Genomic DNA, 18,115 nt, shown 5'->3' on the forward strand with positions numbered 1-18,115 from the left:
CCGGGACCGAGGGTGACGCGTGCTGGAGCGTTCGAGAACGATCGCCGACGCTCCAGCACCCCCTTCTCCTAGGCCCCGGCGCGAGGCCAGGGAGACAGGAGATCAATGAGCGTTACCCCAGGACCTTCAGCAAACTCGCTCCAAGGCTCGCGATCGCCAGGGCCGACAGATACTTCCGCAGCACCCCGTACCAGGCCGGGAACCACCCCTGCACCGTGGCCGAGCGGTCGACCATATAGGCCGCCATCAACCCGCCGATCAGCAGCACGATCGCCAGGTCCGGCTTGGCGAAGGCGGCGACCCAGGCGAGCAGGCTCGGCGTCACGCTCCAGGCCAGTGGCCGCCACAGGGACTCGCCCTGAAGCCCGCTGCCCAGCGCCCGACCCCAATGCACCGCCCCCAGGAAGGACAGGATGACGCAGCCGTAATAGACCTGCGCGTTCAGCACCACCCAGTCCCAGGGCGTCTCCAGCACCCACACCCCGACGGCACCGCCGACGAACGGCAGCAGACCGGCGAATCCGAGGAAGCGGGCGGGAAGCGGGATGTCGGTCAGGGTCGCCATGGGCGTCTCGGTCTCCGTATCTCGTGTAAGCCGGGGCGATCTGATATCACCGGGGCCGCGAGAACAGATAGACCGCGACGGGAGCATGACGATGGATCTCAAGGGCAAGGGCGCGTTGGTGACGGGCGGCGGCAGCGGCCTGGGGGCGGCGACCGCACGGGCGCTGGCGGCCCGCGGGGCCAGGGTTGCGTTGCTCGACGTGAACCTCGACGCGGCCAAGGCGTTGGCGGACGAGATCGGCGGGCTGGCGATCTCCTGCGATGTGGCAGACGCGGCCTCGGCGGAAGCCGCCGTCGCCCAAGCGGGCGAGGCCCATGGCGCGCCTTCCGTGCTGGTGAACTGCGCCGGCATCGCGCCCGCCAAGCGAATCGTCGGCCGCGACGGGCCGATGGATCTGGCCGATTTCAAGAAGGTGATCGACGTCAACCTGGTCGGCAGCTTCAACCTGATCCGCCTCGCCGCCGCGGCCATGGGCGGCAACGAGCCGGACGGCGACGGCCAGCGCGGGGTCATCGTGTCGACCGCCAGCGTCGCCGCCTTCGAGGGCCAGATCGGCCAGTCGGCCTATGCGGCGTCCAAGGGCGGGGTGCATTCCCTGACCCTGGTGGCGGCCCGCGAGTTTGCCCGCACCGGCATCCGGGTCTGCGCCATCGCGCCGGGGATCTTCGGCACGCCCATGGTGCTCGGCATGCCGCAGGAGGTGCAGGACAGCCTCGCCGCCCAGATCCCGTTCCCGTCGCGCCTCGGCAAGCCGGAGGAGTTCGCCCGGCTGGTGGAGAGCATCGTCGACAACCCGATGCTCAACGGCGAGACGATCCGGCTGGATGGCGCGATCCGGATGGGGGCGAAGTAGGCCAGCCGCACTCCTCCTCGTCGTCCTGACGCAAGTCAGGATCAAGCCACTGACGGTAGTGCACCGCAGATCCTGACTTGCGTCAGGACGACGGGAGTGGGGGAGCTAGGACTAAGCCCGCCCCGCCGGGGCGTTGGTCTCTTCCTCTTCGGCCAGGCGTTCCAGCTCTTCCATCTCGCTGTCGCTGTAGCCGTAGTGGTGACCGATCTCGTGGATCAGGACGTGGCGCACCACCGTGTAGAGGTCGTCGCCGCTTTCGATCCAGTAGTCCAGGATCGAGCGCCGGAACAGGAACACACGGTCGAGATCGGCCGGCGTCTCGCCCGTCGAGCGGTGGCCGAGCGGCACGCCCTGGTACAGGCCGAGCAGGTCGAACGGCGTCTCCAGGTCCATCGCCTCGCAGATCTCCTCGTCGGGAAAATCCTCCACGAGAATGGCGAGACCGGAGAGCGGCTTCAGCAGCTCCTGGGGGACGTTCGACAGGGCATCCTCCGCCAGTGCCGCCATCTGCTCGATGGTGGGGGCGAGGATTCCGGGACGGGCTTTCTGTGCGCACATGAGCGCAGCTATAACCGCTTCCGCGGCACAGGGAAAGTTTGCCGCACCGCGGAGACTGGGGCAAAGGGTTGCACCCATGATCCCGCGTCGCAAATTGTGCGGTGCAACGAAGTTTCACCCGGCCGAGCCTGACCGGGTCAACGAACCAGAGGAAGATCCACATGAGCCTCAAGGGCAAATCCGCCGTCGTCACCGGATCGACCAGCGGCATCGGTCTCGGCATCGCCCGCGCCCTCGCCGGTGCCGGTGCCGATGTCATGCTGAACGGCTTCGGCGACGCCAAGGAGATCGAGGAGATCCGCGCCGGCCTGGAGAAGGAATTCGAGGTGAAGGTCGCGTTCGACGGCGCCGACCTGACCAAGGGCGATCAGGCCAAGAACCTGGTGGCCGAGGCGGAGAAGGCGTTCGGCAAGGTCGACATCCTGGTGAACAACGCCGGCATCCAGACGGTCGCCCCGGTGGACGAGTTCCCCGAGGACCGCTGGGAGCTGATCGTCTCCCTCAACCTGTCCTCCAACTTCTACACCACCAAGGCCGCCCTGCCGGGCATGAAGAAGCGTGGCTGGGGTCGGATCATCAACATCGCCTCCGCCCACGGGCTGGTCGCCTCGCCGTACAAGGCCGCCTATGTCGCCGCCAAGCACGGTGTCGTCGGCTTCACCAAGGTGGTGGCGCTGGAAACGGCCGAGCAGGGCATCACCTGCAACGCGATCTGCCCGGGTTTCGTGAAGACCCCGCTGGTGGAAGGCCAGATCGGCGACCAGGCCAAGGCCAACAACATGACCGAGGAGCAGGTCGTGCGCGACGTCATCCTGGCGAGCCAGCCGACCAAGAAGTTCGTCGAGGTCGACGATCTGGGTGCCCTGTCGGTGTTCCTGGCCGGCGACCACGCCGGCTCGATCACCGGGGCCGCCCTGCAGGTCGACGGCGGCTGGGTCGCCCGCTGATGGCCGCCCGCCCCGGCAGCCGGGGGCGGAAGGCGGACGGGAAGGACGATCCCGCCCGCCGCGGCGGCGAGGTCCCGGCGCGCCTGCGCGAGGAAGCCGAGGCGGCCGTCGAGCCCAGGCATGCGCGCTCGAAGGCCGGCCCGGAGGTCAAGCGGATCAATCTGGCACTTCAGGGCGGAGGTTCCCACGGGGCCTTCACCTGGGGCGTGCTGGACGCGCTGCTGGAGGATCCCCGGGTCGCGTTCGACGCGATCTCCGGCACCAGTGCGGGCGCCATGAACGCCGTCACCCTGGCGGCGGGCTGGGCGGAGAACGGGCGCCAGGGTGCCCGCGACAAGCTCGACGCGTTCTGGGAAGCGGTGGCCGTCGCCGGACGGTTCAGCCCGATCCAGCGCACCTGGACGGACCGTCTGCTCGGGAACTGGCGGGTCGACAGCTCGCCCGGTTACGTGGCGCTGGATTTCCTCAGCCGGTTCCTGTCGCCCTACCAGACCAACCCGTTGCAGCTGAACCCGCTGCGCGACGTGCTGGAGGATCTGGTCGATATCGACAAGGCCAGGCACGAGGCCGACATCAAGCTGTTCGTCAGCGCCACCAACGTGCGCTCCGGCAAGATCCGCGTGTTCGAGAACCACGAGCTGTCGATCGACGCGGTCATGGCCTCGGCCTGTCTGCCCACCATGTTCCAGGCCGTGGAGGTGGAGGGCGAGCACTATTACGACGGCGGGTATATGGGGAACCCGGCGCTCTATCCTCTGATCTACAACTCCGAGTGCCGCGACATCGTCATCGTCCAGATCAACCCGCTCTACCGGGACACGGTGCCGACGGACGCCCGCGAGATCATGGACCGGGTGAACGAGATCTCGTTCAACTCGACCCTGATGCGGGAGATGCGGGCGATCCATTTCGTCAACCGGCTGATCGCCGCCGGCAAGCTCGATCCGGAGGCCTATCGGATCACCCGCATCCACATGATCGAGGCGACCGAGGAGATGCGGGACATGCACGCGTCCTCCAAGCTCAATGCCGAGCGGGCGTTTCTGCACCATCTGCGCGATATCGGCCGGTCGGTCGCGACCGCCTGGCTGGAGGAGAGCTTCGGCTGCGTCGGCAGCCAGTCCTCCATCGACGTGCGGGAGATGTTCCTGTAGCGGGCGTCTTGCATCGGCCGCAGACGGCCCAACCTTGCATCGGCCGGAGACGGCCCAACCTTGACAGGGACGGGACCGCGACCGGTCCCGCCGCCAAACCGGACGGGAGACGACACCGACATGGCCGAGAAACTCACCGCCGACGACCGCGCCGCCCAGCTCGCCGCCATGGACGGCTGGAGCGAGGCCAAGGACGGCACGGCGATCACCAAGACCTTCAAGTTCGACGGCTTCGAGGCCGCCTTCGGCTTCATGACCCGGATCGCGATCCGGGCCCAGAGCATGGACCACCATCCGGACTGGTCGAACGCCTACAACAAGGTGGTGGTCGAGCTCAGCACCCACGACGCGGGCGGAATCACGACCCTGGACATCGAACTGGCCGAATACATGGACGTGGCCGCCTCGCAGACCGGGGCGAAGTGATTAATTTTATTAAGAGTTGCATCAGCCATTGCCTGGCTACAAAGTTGTGTCCTCCGCTCTCTGGCGGTCCTTTTCTGCGCAGCCTCGAATTCCACGTAATCGCCGGAATAGGCATGCGATAAACTCGTAAATTTACCTTTTGAACTATTGATTTTCTTATTTTCAATCCTAGATCCACACCGATTAACATAGGGGGCGCTCTTGGCTTACCCAATCGAAGATAAGCTTGTCGTTGCGGTCTCTTCGACTGCGTTGTTTGATTTGACAAAAGAGCATGAGTTATTTCTCAGTAAAGGGCTTGAGGCATTCCGGGTTCATCAGCGTGAAAACAAAAATAATCCTTGTTCACCAGGGGTTGCGTTTCCGTTTGTCGAAAGAATTCTGCACTTAAATAAAATTTTTGATGAAACAAAGCCGGTTGAAGTGGTTATATTGTCGAGAAATCATCCCGATGCGGGTATGCGGGTGCTAGAATCGGTGCAGTACTATGGTTTAGAAATTTCACGCTGTGCGTTTACTTCGGGTGTTCCACCCTATGAATATATGAAATCATTTAATTCTGTACTGTATCTGAGTACAGATAGTCAGGAAGTAAAAACTGCTGTGGATATGGGATATCCCGCTGGACATGTTCTGCCGTGCCAGACTGTTTATGATCCGGGAAAGGACACGGAGGAAGGATTAACGATCGCTTTTGATTTTGACGGAATCATCGTAGATGACGAGGCAGAAAAGCACTATGCGGAGGCGGGATTAGATCTTTTCCACCATATGGAAAAAAGACATAGAGAAAGACCATTAAATTCTGGACCCTTGTTGCCGTTGATCAAAAAAATTTCAGATTTACAAAAAATAGAAAAAGCAGAAAAAGAAAATAGAAATAGCAATGATAAATACGTAAAAGTAGCAATTCTGACCGCTAGAAATATGCCGGCTCATGAAAGAATATTAACGACACTGAATAATTACGGAATTGATGTTGATCAATTGTTGTTAACTGGCGGTATACAGAAGAAAAGGTTCTTGGATGTTTTGAAGCCTCATATATTTTTTGATGATCAAATTCAGCATCTAGAAGATGCGGCGGCCGAAACCCCATGCGTTCACGTCCCATTTGGAGTTCGCAACCAAACTAATAGATAAATGCGATCAGCAAGGGATTTGAACAAGAATGAATGTCCTCTGCTGATCGCTGAGCCCTTTAACCGGCTGCCGCCTCGTGATGCTCCACCACCTTGTCGGCGAGCCGGCCGGTCAGTTCCTGCAGGTGGTCGAAGCTCCAGGTGAAGAAGGCCAGCCCCTGGCTCTGGGCGCGCAGGTCCAGGATCAGGTCGTGCATCTCCGCCTCGGGTAGATAGGCCGTGACCGCGTCCCAGCCGGGCCAGCCGTCCTTGGCGTCGAAGCCCAGGATCTGGCCGCGCCGGGACGACAGGATGCCGTGCACTTTGCTGGTCGCCTCCGACGGCACCGCGATCGTCACCTGATGGATCGGCTCCAGCAGCACGGGGCCGGCCTTGGCCAGCGCGTCCTGCAGGCCGGACCGGGCGGCGATCTTGAAGGCCATGTCGGAACTGTCGACCGAATGGTGCTGCCCGTCGGTCAGGGTCACCTTCACGTCGACCACCGGGAAGCCCAGCGGCCCCCGCCGGCAGCCCTCGCGGCAGCCTTCCTCGACCGCCGGGATGTAGTTCTTCGGCACCGAGCCGCCGACCACCTTCTCGGCGAAGGTGAAACCCGCCCCCCGGGCCACGGGCTCCACCGTGATCCGGATATCGGCGAACTGGCCGTGGCCGCCCGACTGTTTCTTGTGGCGGGCGTGTTCCTCCACCTGGTTGCGGATGGTCTCGCGATAGGCGACCGCCGGCTCGCTCAGACCCACATCGAGCTTGAAGCGGTTTCTCAGGCGCTCCGCCGTTACCCGCAGATGGCTCTCCCCCTGGCCCCAGAGGGTCAGTTCCCCCAGCTCCTGGTCCTGGCGCACCAGCAGGGAGGGGTCCTCCTCGGCCAGTTTTGCCAGCGCGCCGGACAGCTTCACCTCGTCGTTGCGCTCCGACACCCGCATCGCCCGGGCATAGACCGGCTGGGGCACCTCCGGCCAGCCGAGGCCCTTGTCCGGCATGCCGCCGCTGGGGGTGAGCACGTCGCCGGTCTGGATCGGATCCATGCGGCCGAGCGCGACCACATCGCCCGGTGCGGCGGCGGGGCGCTTGTCGAGCTTGCCGCCGGTGGCGGCGTAGATGCCGGAGATCTTGGCGCCGTTCAGGGTGTCGCCGTCCTTCACCGTGCCGCGCCAGACCCGGACATGGGACAGCTTGCCCATATGCGGGGCGTGGATGGTCTTGAACACCTGGGCCATGGGCGCCTCGCCCTCGGCGAGCCCGCGCCGGGCGACCGTGGCGGTGTGATCGGGCGTCTCGTGGCGCAGCAGCTTCAGCAGGCGCTGCACGCCGTGATCGTGTTCGCCGGCCCCTAGCAGTACCGGCACGAGCTGGTCGGCGCTCAGCGTCTCGGCCAGATGGGCGTAGACCTCCTGCTTGTCCGGATCCACCTCCTCCAGGAGCTGTTCCAGCAGGTGATCATCGAAATCGGCCAGGGTCTCCAGCAGCTCGTTGCGCGCCTCCGCCTCGCGGTCGGCGACGGAGCCGGGCAGCTCGATCAGCGCGGAGGGCTCGCCCTCGCGGTAGCGGTAGGCGCGCTCGCTCACCAGGTCGACATACCCCGTCACCTTCTCGCCGTCGCGGATCGGCACCTGGCGCAGGGCCAGCGGGCGGGCGGAGAAGCCCTGCAGGGCGGCGAGGATGTCGCGCACGGTCTCGCTGGCCTGATCCATCTTGTTGATCAGCACCACGTGGGGAATGCCGTGGTCGTCGAGGAATTTCAGGATCGGCCCGGCGGCGGCGGCCTTGGCCATCTCGGGCTCGACGACGACGATGGCGACGTCAGAGATCATGCAGGCGTGGCGGGAATCCAGGGTGAACTCGATGCCGCCGGGGGTGTCGATGAAGGTCCAGCTGTCGCCGAGATAGGTGCCATGGCCGATCGACAGCTCGGTGCTCGCCCCGCGCTCCCGCGCCTCGGGGGCGGTGTCGCCGACGGTGTTGCCGTCCTTGACGGTGCCCTTGCGCTCCACGGTGCCGGTGGCGTGGAGCAGAGCTTCGAACAGGCTGGTCTTGCCGGACTGGTAGGGGCCGAGGATCGCGGCGCACCGGGCGGCGCCGCCGCCTTCTCTGCCGCTTTCTGTCGCTCCGGAACTGCCGTTGGACATGGAAGCCATGGTGTCTCTCCCTTCGCTCGCCCGGGTGGAGAACCCCGAGGGAGGCCTGGGAAAGGCGCTAAACGGGGGTGTCCCGGGTCATGTGCCCGAGGCCGCCCCGAGGGCCCGATGGCAAGCGCCGGGACGACCGGCGTCTATGTCCGGGTATTGAAGGCCTGCAAAGGCGAGGGTGCAAGCGGATTCGCCCGGCGCTCCGCCCGTCAGTCGGAGGGCGCCATCCGGCTGGCCTTGGGCATGGCGCGCGACAGCACGAAGCCGAGGGCCGAAAAGCCGCCGAGCACGATGACCGTGGTGGACACGCTCGTGGCCTCGGCGACGACGCCCAGGCCCATGAAGCCGATCGCGACGATCCCGGCGGCGGTGTTGGAGAAGGCGACATAGAGCGGGCGCTCGTCCTCCGGCGCGCCGTCGGCCAGATAGGTCTTGCGGCCGAGCCGGACCCCGGCCACGGCCACGCCGAGCACCAGGAAGACGCCGGCGAAGGCCCAGTGGCGGAGGTCTTCAGGCACGAGGGCGGGCAGGGCGAGGGCCGAGGCCGCCGCGACCACGCCGAGAAGGGCGCTGACCGTCATCACCTTGCGGGCGGAATCGTCGGAGAACGCACCCCAGAACGGGCTGGAGAGCACGGCGGCGAGGCCGGTCGCCACCATGTAGAAGCCGAGATCGTCGAGCGTGGCGCCGGCATGCTGCTGGGCGAAGAGCACGAAGATCGGCGTCGCCACTTCGATCGAGAGCAGGGCCGAGCGGGCGGCGAGGAACCGGCGGAAGCCTTTCACCTCGCGCATCAGGACGAGGCCGCGGCGTATCTCCTCCAGCGGGTCGCGGCCCTCGCCGGGCTCGCTCCTCTCTTCGGGGATGCCGGAGAAGAGGAGGGCTGCGGCGGCCCAGAGGATGGCCGCGGCGCCGACCAGGATCAGCAGCGGCGCCACCGCGTCGGTGCCCTTCACGCCGGTGGAGAGCCACACGCCGGTCGCCAGCGCGAAGGCGCCGCCGATGGCCGAGCGGTTGGCCAGCATCCGACCGCGGGCCCCCGACGGCACGGTCTTCGGTGTGACGTCCTGGAACGAGACCGACCCGCAACCGCTGGCGATGCTGAAGGCGAGGAGCAGGCCGACGATGCTCCAGCCAGCCAGGGAGGCCGGCAGCCAGAGGGCGGCGGCGACCATGGCCAGGAGGCAGAGCGCCTGGAAGGCGCCGGCGGCCACCCAGACCCACTTGCGCCGGGCGCAGGTGCGGATCCAGCCGGAGATCATGAGTTGCGGCAGCAGGGATCCCGCCTGCTTCGCCGGCATCAGCATGGCGGCGATCCCCGAAGGCGCGCCGATGGCGCCCAGCAGCCACGGCAGCACCAGGTCGGGGCCGGCCAGTTTCTCGGCCAGCTTGGTGCACGCGCCGTTGGCGACGTTCAGCAGATAGGCCCGCGCCGCCCTGGGCTGCGAGGCCAGGTCAGCGGCGGCGTCTCCGGCGAGCAGGTGGAAGAGTTTCGGGGCAGCAGGCGCGGGCGTATCGGTTGTCATTCCGTGAAACATGGACCGGCCCCGTAAAAAGGCAAAGGCGACCCGCTCCTTCAAATGGATGTAGTTTCATATGGTCGGCTATTCATTTCTGAGTCTATCGGCTGACGCAGATCATATTAAGTCCATGTATCATTTTTTTTAATTGTATTAAAGTGCGGGAAGGCTTTGATACCACGGTGTGTTTTCAAAATCTTGCAGGCTTATCAGATCGATATAGCGGACATTTTTTTCAATCAAAGAATTAAGGGAAGATGTTGGCGTCAGTTTGTGAATGATCTTATTTTTTGTTATAATAACGGACTTGTTTTTTTCAGTAAGAAAACTATTCAGCTCGCCGAATAAGTAATGAAACTCATTTTCAGAGACCTCGGTTATAATGCAGGTCAATTTTTTCGTCGTGTTTTTTACGATATAGCTAAGCAAATCGAGGTCAGCACCTTGAATGTCACTTTTATATATGATGGGGTTTTCAGAGTTCGCCCATCTTTCAATCTCCTTTTTGACATCATATGATTTTATTTTTATATTATTTTTTTCTTTTTCGATCCTAACCGACTTCTCAAAAAAATCGGCGTTGACTGACCCATATCCATCAACTTCTATAGTGTCTCTAAAGTTTATCTCTGTATCATCTTTCCATAATGCCCCATTCAACAAATTTATATTATTTGCTTTTGTATTTAAGTTTCTCTTTAGGTACCCGAATACCTTGGGGTTGGCCTCGTAGCAATATAGCTCTATAGGGTTAAGTTTAAGTATCTGTCGAGAAATCAGGCCAATATTTGCTCCAACATCCACAAAAACAAAATTCTTATAGAAAGTGTTAATAATAGAATTGATCACTTTTACTGAGGTGGCCTCGTATTTTCCTTCAGATAGAAATTCTCCCGCAATGGCCCCGCCAGCTGGGATGTTCAAAGGTATCGGATCTCCATTTTCATCATTTAAAAAGAATGGACTGGATTGTTGGAAATTAACAGAAATACTAATATCACATTCTGATTGTGACTTCAGGCGATCCAGTAAATGTTGCAACATGGCTGATTTTCTTGTTCGCGCAATATATTCTTTTGTGATCTTCTGAGTTTCTATGTGGTTTCTGGGGGATTCCATTATTTTTCTCAATTTTTGTTTTGATATGTGACGCGATGTTCATTCTTTTCTGAATCCAATGGTATACAAAAAAATGTGAAGTCGAAAAATCTATTTTCCGATGCTCAACGCGAAGTTTTCCGGCCCGCAAGAGCGAACAGATTGGCTTGTTCGCCTCTCACCCCGAGTTGATTTGGCGTTGGCAGGCCCCCGCGCTACCTGTCTGATACGAATTCGATAAGGGAGTGCGCGACCATGCTGATCAAGCGGCCGAAGGGCTGGGAACTGCCGGAACGCCTCGTCACCCCGGAGAGCGTCTACCTGAACCGCCGCTCGCTGCTGCGCGGCCTCGGCATCGGCACGGTGCTGGCCGGCACCGGCGGACTGGCCGCCTGCGGCGACGAGGCCGCCGCCGACAACGACGCTATTCAGCTCGCCGACCTGCCGCCGGATCCTTCCGCCGGGCTGTATCCCGTGAAGCGCAACGAGCGCTACACGGTCGATCGGCCGATCACCGAGGAGGATCTGGCGACCACCTACAACAACTTCTATGAGTTCGGCTCGTCCAAGAACATCTGGCGGGCGGCGCAGGAGCTGCCGATCCGCCCCTGGACCGTGACCCTGGACGGCATGGTCGAGCAGGAGCGGACGGTCGCCATCGACGACCTGCTGGCCGCCATGCCACTGGAGGAGCGGGTCTACCGCCACCGTTGCGTGGAGGCCTGGTCGATGACCGTCCCCTGGTCCGGTTTCGGGCTGAAGGCGCTGGTCGAGTACGCCAAGCCGCTGTCTTCGGCGAAATACTTGGTGATGCAGACCTTCCAGAACGCCGATGTCGCGCCGGGGCAGAAGCAGGTCTGGTACCCCTGGCCCTATGTGGAAGGTCTGACCATCGAGGAGGCCACCAACGAGCTGGCCTTCATCGCCACCGGCCTCTACGGCAAGCCGATCCCGCGCCAGAATGGGGCGCCGCTGCGGCTGGCGGTGCCGTGGAAGTACGGCTTCAAGTCCGTGAAGTCGATCGTTCGCTTCACCTTCACCGACAAGCGCCCGGTCTCCTTCTGGGAAGAGCTGCAGGCCAGCGAGTACGGGTTCTGGGCGAACGTGAACCCGGAGGTGCCCCATCCGCGCTGGAGCCAGGCCTCCGAACGGGTGCTGGGCAGCGGCGATAAGGTGCCGACCCTCCTGTACAACGGTTACGGCGAGTATGTGGCCGACCTGTATAAGGGGCTGGAGGGCGAAAGCCTCTATATGTGATCCTCCCGGGGAACGGGTGCGTGAAACCGATGGGCCGGTACCGTGACGCGGTGCCGGCCCTGTCGTGAGCGGCGTCCGACATCACAGAGGGAGGCATGGATATGGGCAGGCTCGACGGAAAGATCGTGGTCATCACCGGGGCGGCGGCCGGCATCGGCAAGGCCTCGGCAGGACTGTTCGCCCGCGAAGGGGCGACCGTGGTGATGGCCGATGTGAAGACGGAACTGGGCGAGGCCGCGGCGGCGGCGATCCGCGATGCCGGTGGCGAGGCGGAGTTCGTCACCACCGACGTCTCCAGGGAGGACGATGTCCGCGCCCTGATCGACGGCACGGTGGAGCGCCACGGCCGGATCGACGTGCTCTACAACAACGCCGGCGGGGCGACCCCGAAGGACGGCAAGGTGACGGAGATGCCGCTGGACGAGTTCTGGCGCACCATCTCGGTCGACCTGTTCGGTCCGTTCCTGGGCTGCCGCTTCGCGATCCCGCATATGGAGCGCAACGGCGGCGGCTCGATCATCAACACCACGTCCATCCGCGCGCTGACCGGCACGGCCGGGGCGGACGCCTATTCCTCGGCCAAGGGCGGGGTGATCGCCCTGACCAAGGCGCTGGCCATGCAGTGGCACACCGCCGGCATCCGGGTGAACGCCATCGGTCCGGGCATGGTCCTGACCGAGCGGGTGGCCGCCATGCTGGATCCGGAAACCAACCCGATCGCCATCAAATCCCTGATGGGGCCGATGGAACCGGATGACATCGCCTATCTGGCGCTGTATCTCGCCAGCGACGAGTCACGAAAGATCACCGGCGCGATCTATCCGGCCGAGAGCGGGGCGAGCGCGCACTGACACCCGCCGCGAAGCTACACCGCGAAGGCTTGCCTCATGATCCTGCCCGCCATCCCGTTCCCGGTGGTCGACCCGGTCGCGGTCGCCATCGGACCTTTCGCGATCCGCTGGTACGCGCTCGCCTACATCGCCGGGATCCTGATCGGCTGGAAATACGCGGTGTGGCTCGCGAAACGGCGGCCGGTCTTCTTCGAAGCCAAGCTGATCGACGACCTGGTGTTCTACGCCACCCTTGGCATTATCCTGGGCGGTCGGCTCGGCTATGTCCTGTTCTATAACCCGGGCTACTACCTCTCCCATCCGGTGGAGATCTTCATGGTCTGGGAGGGCGGGATGTCCTTCCATGGCGGCTTTCTCGGCGTGGTCGCCGCCACCGCCCTGTTCGCCCGCAAGGTCGGGGCACCGGTGCTGGCGATCGGCGATCTGGTTGCCGCCGCCGCCCCGATCGGGATCTTCTTCGGGCGGATCGCCAATTTCATCAACGGCGAGCTGTTCGGACGGATCGCCCCCGACGTGCCGTGGGCCATGGCGTTTCCCCATGGCGGTCCGATCCCGCGCCATCCCTCGCAGCTCTATGAGGCGGCGCTGGAGGGGCTGGTGCTGTTCGTCGTGCTGCTCGTCCTGGCGCGGCGGGAGAGCATCCGCCGCCGGCCCGGGATCGTCATCGGCGCTTTCTTCGCCGGCTACGGGATCGCCCGCACAATCTGCGAGTTCTTCCGCGAGCCGGACGTGCAGCTCGGCTTCATCCTGCCGCATGTGACCATGGGACAGATCCTAAGCCTGCCGATGATCGTGGTCGGGACCGCGATCATCCTGTGGGCGGCGCGTCGGGATCCCGTCGTCTCCAAGTGAGCCTCCTCGACCATCTGCGCCGCCGGGTCGCAACCGAGGGGCCGCTGCCCGTCACCGATGTGATGGCCGACGCGCTGACCCATCCGCGCTTCGGCTATTACGCCACCCGCGATCCGTTCGGCGCGGCGGGGGATTTCGTGACCGCGCCGGAGGTCAGCCAGATGTTCGGCGAGCTGATCGGTCTCTGGGCGGCGGTGGTGTGGCAGCAGATGGGCTCGCCCGGACACGTGCATCTGGTCGAGCTCGGCCCCGGCCGCGGCACGCTGATGGCCGACGCCCTGCGGGCCAGCCGGCCGGTGCCCGGATTCCACGCGGCGCTGCAGGTCCATCTGGTCGAGGCGAGCCGTACGCTGCGCGAGATCCAGGAGCGCTCGCTCTCCGGCTATGCGTCGAGCTGGCATGACGATGTGTCCGGCCTGCCGGACGGGCCGGTGATCGTCATCGCCAACGAGTTCTTCGACGCCCTGCCGATCGCCCAACTCGTGCGCACCGGGGCGGGCTGGCACGAGCGGCGGCTGGCGTTCGACCCGCAAACGGACGCACCGGTCTGGACGCTCACGCCGGGGATCTCGCCGCTCGCGGCCCTGCTGCATCCGACGGTGCTGATGGGGGCCCGTCCGGGCGAGATCGCGGAAGTGTCGCCCGCCGCCCTGTCGGTGGCGGACCTCCTGGCCCGGCGGCTGAAACGGGACGGCGGGGCCGCTCTGGTGATCGACTATGGCCACGGCGAGAGCGCGGCCGGCGATACCCTACAGGCGGTACAGGCCCACAAGTCGGTCGACGTTCTGGCGACCCTGGGCGAGGCGGACCTGACCGCCCATGTGGATTTCGCCGCTCTGGCCCGCGCCGTGAGCCAGGGCGGCGGACTCGCCCATGGGCCGGTCACTCAGGGGGCGTTCCTGTCCGCCCTCGGCATCGCCCAGCGCGCCCATGGGCTGATGGCGAAGGCCACGCCGGAGCAGGCCCGGGACATCGAGGCGGCGACGGTCCGCTTGATCGACCCCGGCGAAATGGGCACCCTGTTCAAGGTTGCGGCCTGGACGGGCCCCGCGGCCGCACCCCCGCCCGGGTTCGAGGCTTAGGCCCTGGCCCGAAACGAAGATCGGACCACAGCGAGACACGGTTCTTGTTCCAGATCGACGGTTTCGACGAAAACGGCATCGCCCACGCCTTCTTTTCCCGCCGCGGCGGGGTCAGCAAAGGGCTCTACACCTCTCTGAACTGCGGACGCGGCTCGCGCGACGATCCCAAGGCGGTCGAGGCCAACCGGGCGCGGGCCGCCGCGGCCCTGGACATGCCGCCGGGCACCCTGTTCACCAACCACCAGATCCATTCCAACAAGGTGGTCGTCATCGACGAGACCGGCGAGCCGGACGCCAAACGCGAGGCCGATGCCCTGGTGACCAACCGCCCGGGCATCGTGATCGGCGCGCTGGCCGCCGATTGCGCGCCGGTCCTGTTCGCCGCCCCGACGGAACGGGTGATCGGCGCCGCCCATGCCGGCTGGAGAGGCGCCCTGGACGGCGTCTGCGACGCCACCGTTGACGCGATGATCGAGCTCGGCGTGCGGCCCGATGGGATCAAGGCGGCGGTCGGCCCCTGCATCGGGGTGGAGTCCTACGAGGTCGGCCCAGAGTTTCCGGCGCCCTTCTTGGATCAGGATCAGGCCAACGGCCGGTTCTTCGAGAAGGCGGAGCGCGACGGGCACTTCCTGTTCGATCTCTCCGGCTATCTCGTGCACCGGCTCTCGCGGCTGGGGCTCGGCGAGGTGGTCCGATTGGAAGCGGACACCTGCCGGGACGAGGCGAACTTCTTCAGCTACCGCCGCTCCCGTCACCGCAACGAACCGGATTACGGCCGGCAGCTCGCCGCCATCACGCTGGGCAGCTGATTGCCCGACCTCAGGGGGACACCATGGCACTGCACTTCACCCGCGCCGAGTTCGAGGCGCGCAAGACCCAGACCCTGGCGGCGATGGAGAAGGCGGGGCTAGACGGGCTGCTGATGTTCCGCCAGGAGAGCATGTTCTGGCTGACCGGCTACGACACCTTCGGCTTCTGCTTCTTCCAGTGCCTGTATCTCGGTAGTGACGGCAAGGTAGTGCTCCTGACCCGCGCGCCCGATCTGCGCCAGGCCCAGAATACCTCGACCATCGAGGACATCCGCATCTGGGTCGACCGGGACGGGGCCACACCGGCCGACGATCTGCGCGACGTGCTGGAGGAGGCCGGTGCGCGAGGCAAGCGGCTGGGGGTTGAGTACGACGCCTACGGGCTGAACGCCCGCAACGGCAAGCGGCTGGACGCCGCCCTGGACGGCTTCGCCACCCTGGAGGACGCCTCCGAACTGGTTTCGCTGCTGCGGCTGGTGAAGTCGCCGGCCGAGCTGGAGTATGTCCGCCGCGCCGGCGTGCTGGCCGACGAGGCGCTGAAGGAGGCGCACCGCCTGACCGGACCCGGTGTGGACGAGGGCGAGATCCTGGCCGCCATGCAGGGGGCGGTGTTCAAGGGCGGCGGGGACTACCCGGGCAACGAGTTCATCATCGGCAGCGGCGGCGACGCCCTGCTGTGCCGCTACTTCACCGGCCGTAAGACCTTGGGCGCGCAGGACCAACTCACTTTGGAGTTCGCCGGGGCATACCGGCACTACCATGCCTGCCTGATGCGCACGATCCCGGTCGGACCGGTGCCCGAGCACCAGGTGCACATGTTCAACGCCTGCGCCGAGGCGCTGCAGGCCTGCAAGGACGCGCTGCGGCCCGGCCGGCCGATCGGCGGGGTGTTCGACGCCCATGCAAAGGTGATGGACGCAAACGGCCTGCGCCACGCCCGGCTGAACGCCTGCGGCTATTCGCTGGGGGCGGTGTTCGCGCCGATCTGGATGGACTTCCCGATGTTCTATCACGGCAACCCGGTCGAGGCGGCACCGGGCATGGTGTTCTTCCTGCACATGATCCTGATGGACAGCGAGGCCCAGCTCGCCATGAGCCTGGGCGAGACGGTCATCGTCACCGACGGGGCGCCGGAGCGGCTGTCGGCCATGCCGCTCGAACTTGTGACGAAGTAACGCCCCCGCCAAGTAGCGCTTGGCAAGACCGGGTGCGGCGCGGCATACCACCGCCATGCCGCACCTCTGGATCTTTCTCGGATTCCTGCTCCTGGGCCTGATGGTGAGTTGCGTGATCGGATGACCACGCGTCTCCTCTCCCTGCTGTTCGTCCTCCTGACAGTGGCCGGATGCGGGCAGCTGCCGCAGCCCTTTTCCAAGGACGAGGCCAATATGGCCAAGGCACCTTTCCTGATCGCGCCTGCGACCGAGGGGGTTCTGGTCTGGCCGATGGTCGGTGTGCCCGACGACATCGCCGAGCTGATCACCGACATGACCGTCGATGCCCTGCAGAAGCGCGGGGTCGCCGCCAGTTCCAATGCGTCGAACCGGTCCAGCCTGATCCTCACCACCTCCGGCGAGCGCTTGGCCGACGGGGCCCTGAAGGTCACCTGGACCCTGAGCCGGCCAAGCGGCGAGATCGTCGGCACGCGGGAGGACGCGATCGCCAGCGACGCCCGGTTCGAGCAGGCGGTCACCCAGGTCGCGCGCTGGATCGTGCCGAACGCCCGGCGCACCGATGTGGAGCCGCCACCCTTCTCGGTTACGGTCTATGAGGTCGCGGGCGCGCCGGGTAACGGCAATGACCTGCTGCGCCGGGCCATGGCCTTCGCCCTGAAGCGCGCCGATGTGGCCGTCGCCGACTTCCCGCCGCCGGATGGGTTCGTGGTCCAGGGGAATGTGACGATCACGCCGAAGGAGCTGGGCGGAGATCTTGTGGCGATCTCCTGGAGTGTGATGGACGCGCGCGGTCGGGAACTGGGGACCATCGACCAGTCCAACACGGTTGCCTCGGGCGCGCTGGACGAGAACTGGGGACCGGTCGCCTCGCCGATCGCCAAGGAGGCGGTTCCCGGGATCGTGACCCTGATCCAACGCCATCTGGAACTTGTATCGAGCCAGTAGAGACCCTGGAACTCGGCCGGCTATCGCGGCTGTCGCCCGGGCGCAGAGATGCGACCCGGCGATTTATGCTGCACTGCACAAAATTTGATTGACTCTAAAGTTCCCCGGCCCCATGTATCAGTGGCGATTGTGCAGTGCAGCAACGACTGCGCCGGCTGGAACCGTCTCAATCCCTCCAGCCGATTAAAGAGGAGAGTGGAAATGGCCGAGTTCAAAAATCCGTTCCTGGACTTCGACGTTCAGAAGATGATGGGCGAGTTCAAGATCCCGAACGTGGATGTCGACGGCATTGTCGCCGCCCACAAGAAGAATTTCGACGCCATCGCGCAGGCGAACCAGATCGCCGCCGAGGGCATGCAGGCGATCCTGAAGCGCCAGAGCGAGATCGCTCAGGCGTCGATCGCCGAGGTCCAGTCGAACCTGCAGGCCATCGCCACCCAGGGCGCGCCGGAAGAGAAGCTGGCGCAGCAGGCCGCGATCGCCAAGTCGACCCTCGAGCAGGCGCTGGCCAACCTGAAGGAGCTTCAGGAGATGGTCGCGAAGTCCAACGCCGAGGCGTCGGGCATCATCAACAAGCGCATCATGGAATCCCTCGACGAGGTCAAGACCGCGATCGAGAAGTCCAAGAAGTAAGAGCGATACTCAAGCCCTGTCCCGAGGGGCGCGAGGTGCGGGGGCCGTCCGAGCGATCGGGCGGCCCCTTTTCGCTTGCCGAGCGCCGTACCGGTCGGGGCATGGTTGCGGGCACGCGGCGGCAC

General features: G+C 64.4%; 18 protein-coding genes. 13 read left to right on the forward strand and 5 right to left on the reverse strand.

What is annotated here, in order from left to right:
- Window positions 1–112: 112 nt before the first annotated feature.
- A complete protein-coding gene (locus ACOQOP_RS00350) occupies window positions 113–565 on the reverse strand; it encodes a DUF3429 domain-containing protein (protein ID WP_420564326.1) in 453 nt (150 codons plus the stop codon).
- 91 nt (window positions 566–656) lie between these two features.
- On the opposite strand from ACOQOP_RS00350, the gene ACOQOP_RS00355 reads away from it, so the two are divergent.
- Window positions 657–1,418 carry an SDR family NAD(P)-dependent oxidoreductase gene (locus ACOQOP_RS00355; RefSeq protein ID WP_420566559.1) on the forward strand — a complete coding sequence of 254 codons (762 nt, stop codon included), beginning with the start codon at window positions 657–659 and terminating at the stop codon, window positions 1,416–1,418.
- A gap of 111 nt (window positions 1,419–1,529) precedes the next feature.
- Here the strand turns inward: ACOQOP_RS00355 and ACOQOP_RS00360 are convergent, their stop codons facing one another.
- Entirely contained in the window at window positions 1,530–1,976 is a 447-nt protein-coding gene (locus tag ACOQOP_RS00360) for a metallopeptidase family protein (protein WP_420564327.1), read from the reverse strand.
- Window positions 1,977–2,137: 161 nt separating this feature from the next.
- Between ACOQOP_RS00360 and ACOQOP_RS00365 the strand changes: the two genes are divergently transcribed.
- The 4 genes from ACOQOP_RS00365 (at window position 2,138) to ACOQOP_RS00380 (ending at window position 5,646) form a co-directional block, all read left to right on the forward strand.
- Window positions 2,138–2,923, forward strand: coding sequence for a 3-hydroxybutyrate dehydrogenase (locus ACOQOP_RS00365; protein ID WP_420564328.1), 786 nt, complete (start codon window positions 2,138–2,140; stop codon window positions 2,921–2,923).
- The gene (locus tag ACOQOP_RS00370) at window positions 2,923–4,077 is read left to right on the forward strand and encodes a patatin-like phospholipase family protein (RefSeq protein WP_420564329.1); all 1,155 of its coding nucleotides are present in this window, start codon (window positions 2,923–2,925) and stop codon (window positions 4,075–4,077) included. The genes ACOQOP_RS00365 and ACOQOP_RS00370 overlap by 1 nt, the downstream gene beginning before the upstream one ends.
- A gap of 120 nt (window positions 4,078–4,197) precedes the next feature.
- On the forward strand, window positions 4,198–4,503 hold the full coding sequence (locus tag ACOQOP_RS00375; RefSeq protein ID WP_420564330.1) for a 4a-hydroxytetrahydrobiopterin dehydratase: 306 nt from the start codon (window positions 4,198–4,200) through the stop codon (window positions 4,501–4,503).
- Window positions 4,504–4,704: 201 nt separating this feature from the next.
- On the forward strand, window positions 4,705–5,646 hold the full coding sequence (locus ACOQOP_RS00380) for a 5'-nucleotidase (protein ID WP_420564331.1): 942 nt from the start codon (window positions 4,705–4,707) through the stop codon (window positions 5,644–5,646).
- Window positions 5,647–5,704: 58 nt separating this feature from the next.
- On the opposite strand, the gene ACOQOP_RS00385 is transcribed toward ACOQOP_RS00380, so the two are convergent.
- The 3 genes from ACOQOP_RS00385 to ACOQOP_RS00395 form a co-directional block, all read right to left on the reverse strand.
- A complete protein-coding gene (locus ACOQOP_RS00385) occupies window positions 5,705–7,777 on the reverse strand; it encodes an elongation factor G (protein WP_420564332.1) in 2,073 nt (690 codons plus the stop codon).
- A 200-nt stretch (window positions 7,778–7,977) separates the two neighbouring features.
- Window positions 7,978–9,294 carry an MFS transporter gene (locus ACOQOP_RS00390; RefSeq protein ID WP_420564333.1) on the reverse strand — a complete coding sequence of 439 codons (1,317 nt, stop codon included), beginning with the start codon at window positions 9,292–9,294 and terminating at the stop codon, window positions 7,978–7,980.
- 147 nt (window positions 9,295–9,441) lie between these two features.
- Window positions 9,442–10,407: an FkbM family methyltransferase gene (locus ACOQOP_RS00395; RefSeq protein ID WP_420564334.1), complete on the reverse strand. Its 966-nt coding sequence runs from the start codon at window positions 10,405–10,407 to the stop codon at window positions 9,442–9,444.
- 234 nt (window positions 10,408–10,641) lie between these two features.
- Between ACOQOP_RS00395 and msrP the strand changes: the two genes are divergently transcribed.
- The 8 genes from msrP (at window position 10,642) to ACOQOP_RS00435 (ending at window position 17,990) form a co-directional block, all read left to right on the forward strand.
- On the forward strand, window positions 10,642–11,643 hold the full coding sequence (msrP, locus tag ACOQOP_RS00400; RefSeq protein WP_420564335.1) for a protein-methionine-sulfoxide reductase catalytic subunit MsrP: 1,002 nt from the start codon (window positions 10,642–10,644) through the stop codon (window positions 11,641–11,643).
- Between the two features lie 95 nt (window positions 11,644–11,738).
- Window positions 11,739–12,494, forward strand: a complete 756-nt coding sequence (locus ACOQOP_RS00405) for an SDR family NAD(P)-dependent oxidoreductase (protein WP_420564336.1) — start codon at window positions 11,739–11,741, stop codon at window positions 12,492–12,494.
- Window positions 12,495–12,533: 39 nt separating this feature from the next.
- Window positions 12,534–13,346, forward strand: a complete 813-nt coding sequence (lgt, locus tag ACOQOP_RS00410) for a prolipoprotein diacylglyceryl transferase (RefSeq protein WP_420566560.1) — start codon at window positions 12,534–12,536, stop codon at window positions 13,344–13,346.
- Complete coding sequence (locus tag ACOQOP_RS00415) at window positions 13,343–14,428, forward strand: class I SAM-dependent methyltransferase (protein WP_420564337.1); 1,086 nt, start codon at window positions 13,343–13,345, stop codon at window positions 14,426–14,428. Before lgt ends, ACOQOP_RS00415 begins: the two co-directional genes overlap by 4 nt.
- Before the next feature lie 44 nt (window positions 14,429–14,472).
- A complete protein-coding gene (pgeF, locus tag ACOQOP_RS00420) occupies window positions 14,473–15,237 on the forward strand; it encodes a peptidoglycan editing factor PgeF (protein WP_420564338.1) in 765 nt (254 codons plus the stop codon).
- 23 nt (window positions 15,238–15,260) lie between these two features.
- A complete protein-coding gene (locus ACOQOP_RS00425; RefSeq protein WP_420564339.1) occupies window positions 15,261–16,412 on the forward strand; it encodes a M24 family metallopeptidase in 1,152 nt (383 codons plus the stop codon).
- 120 nt (window positions 16,413–16,532) lie between these two features.
- A complete protein-coding gene (locus ACOQOP_RS00430) occupies window positions 16,533–17,357 on the forward strand; it encodes a hypothetical protein (protein WP_420564340.1) in 825 nt (274 codons plus the stop codon).
- Between the two features lie 201 nt (window positions 17,358–17,558).
- On the forward strand, window positions 17,559–17,990 hold the full coding sequence (locus tag ACOQOP_RS00435; protein WP_420564341.1) for a phasin family protein: 432 nt from the start codon (window positions 17,559–17,561) through the stop codon (window positions 17,988–17,990).
- The last annotated feature ends 125 nt before the right edge of the window (window positions 17,991–18,115 follow it).

It is taken from the genome of Thalassobaculum sp. (assembly GCF_965223715.1).
Taxonomy (GTDB): Bacteria; Pseudomonadota; Alphaproteobacteria; order Thalassobaculales; family Thalassobaculaceae; genus Thalassobaculum.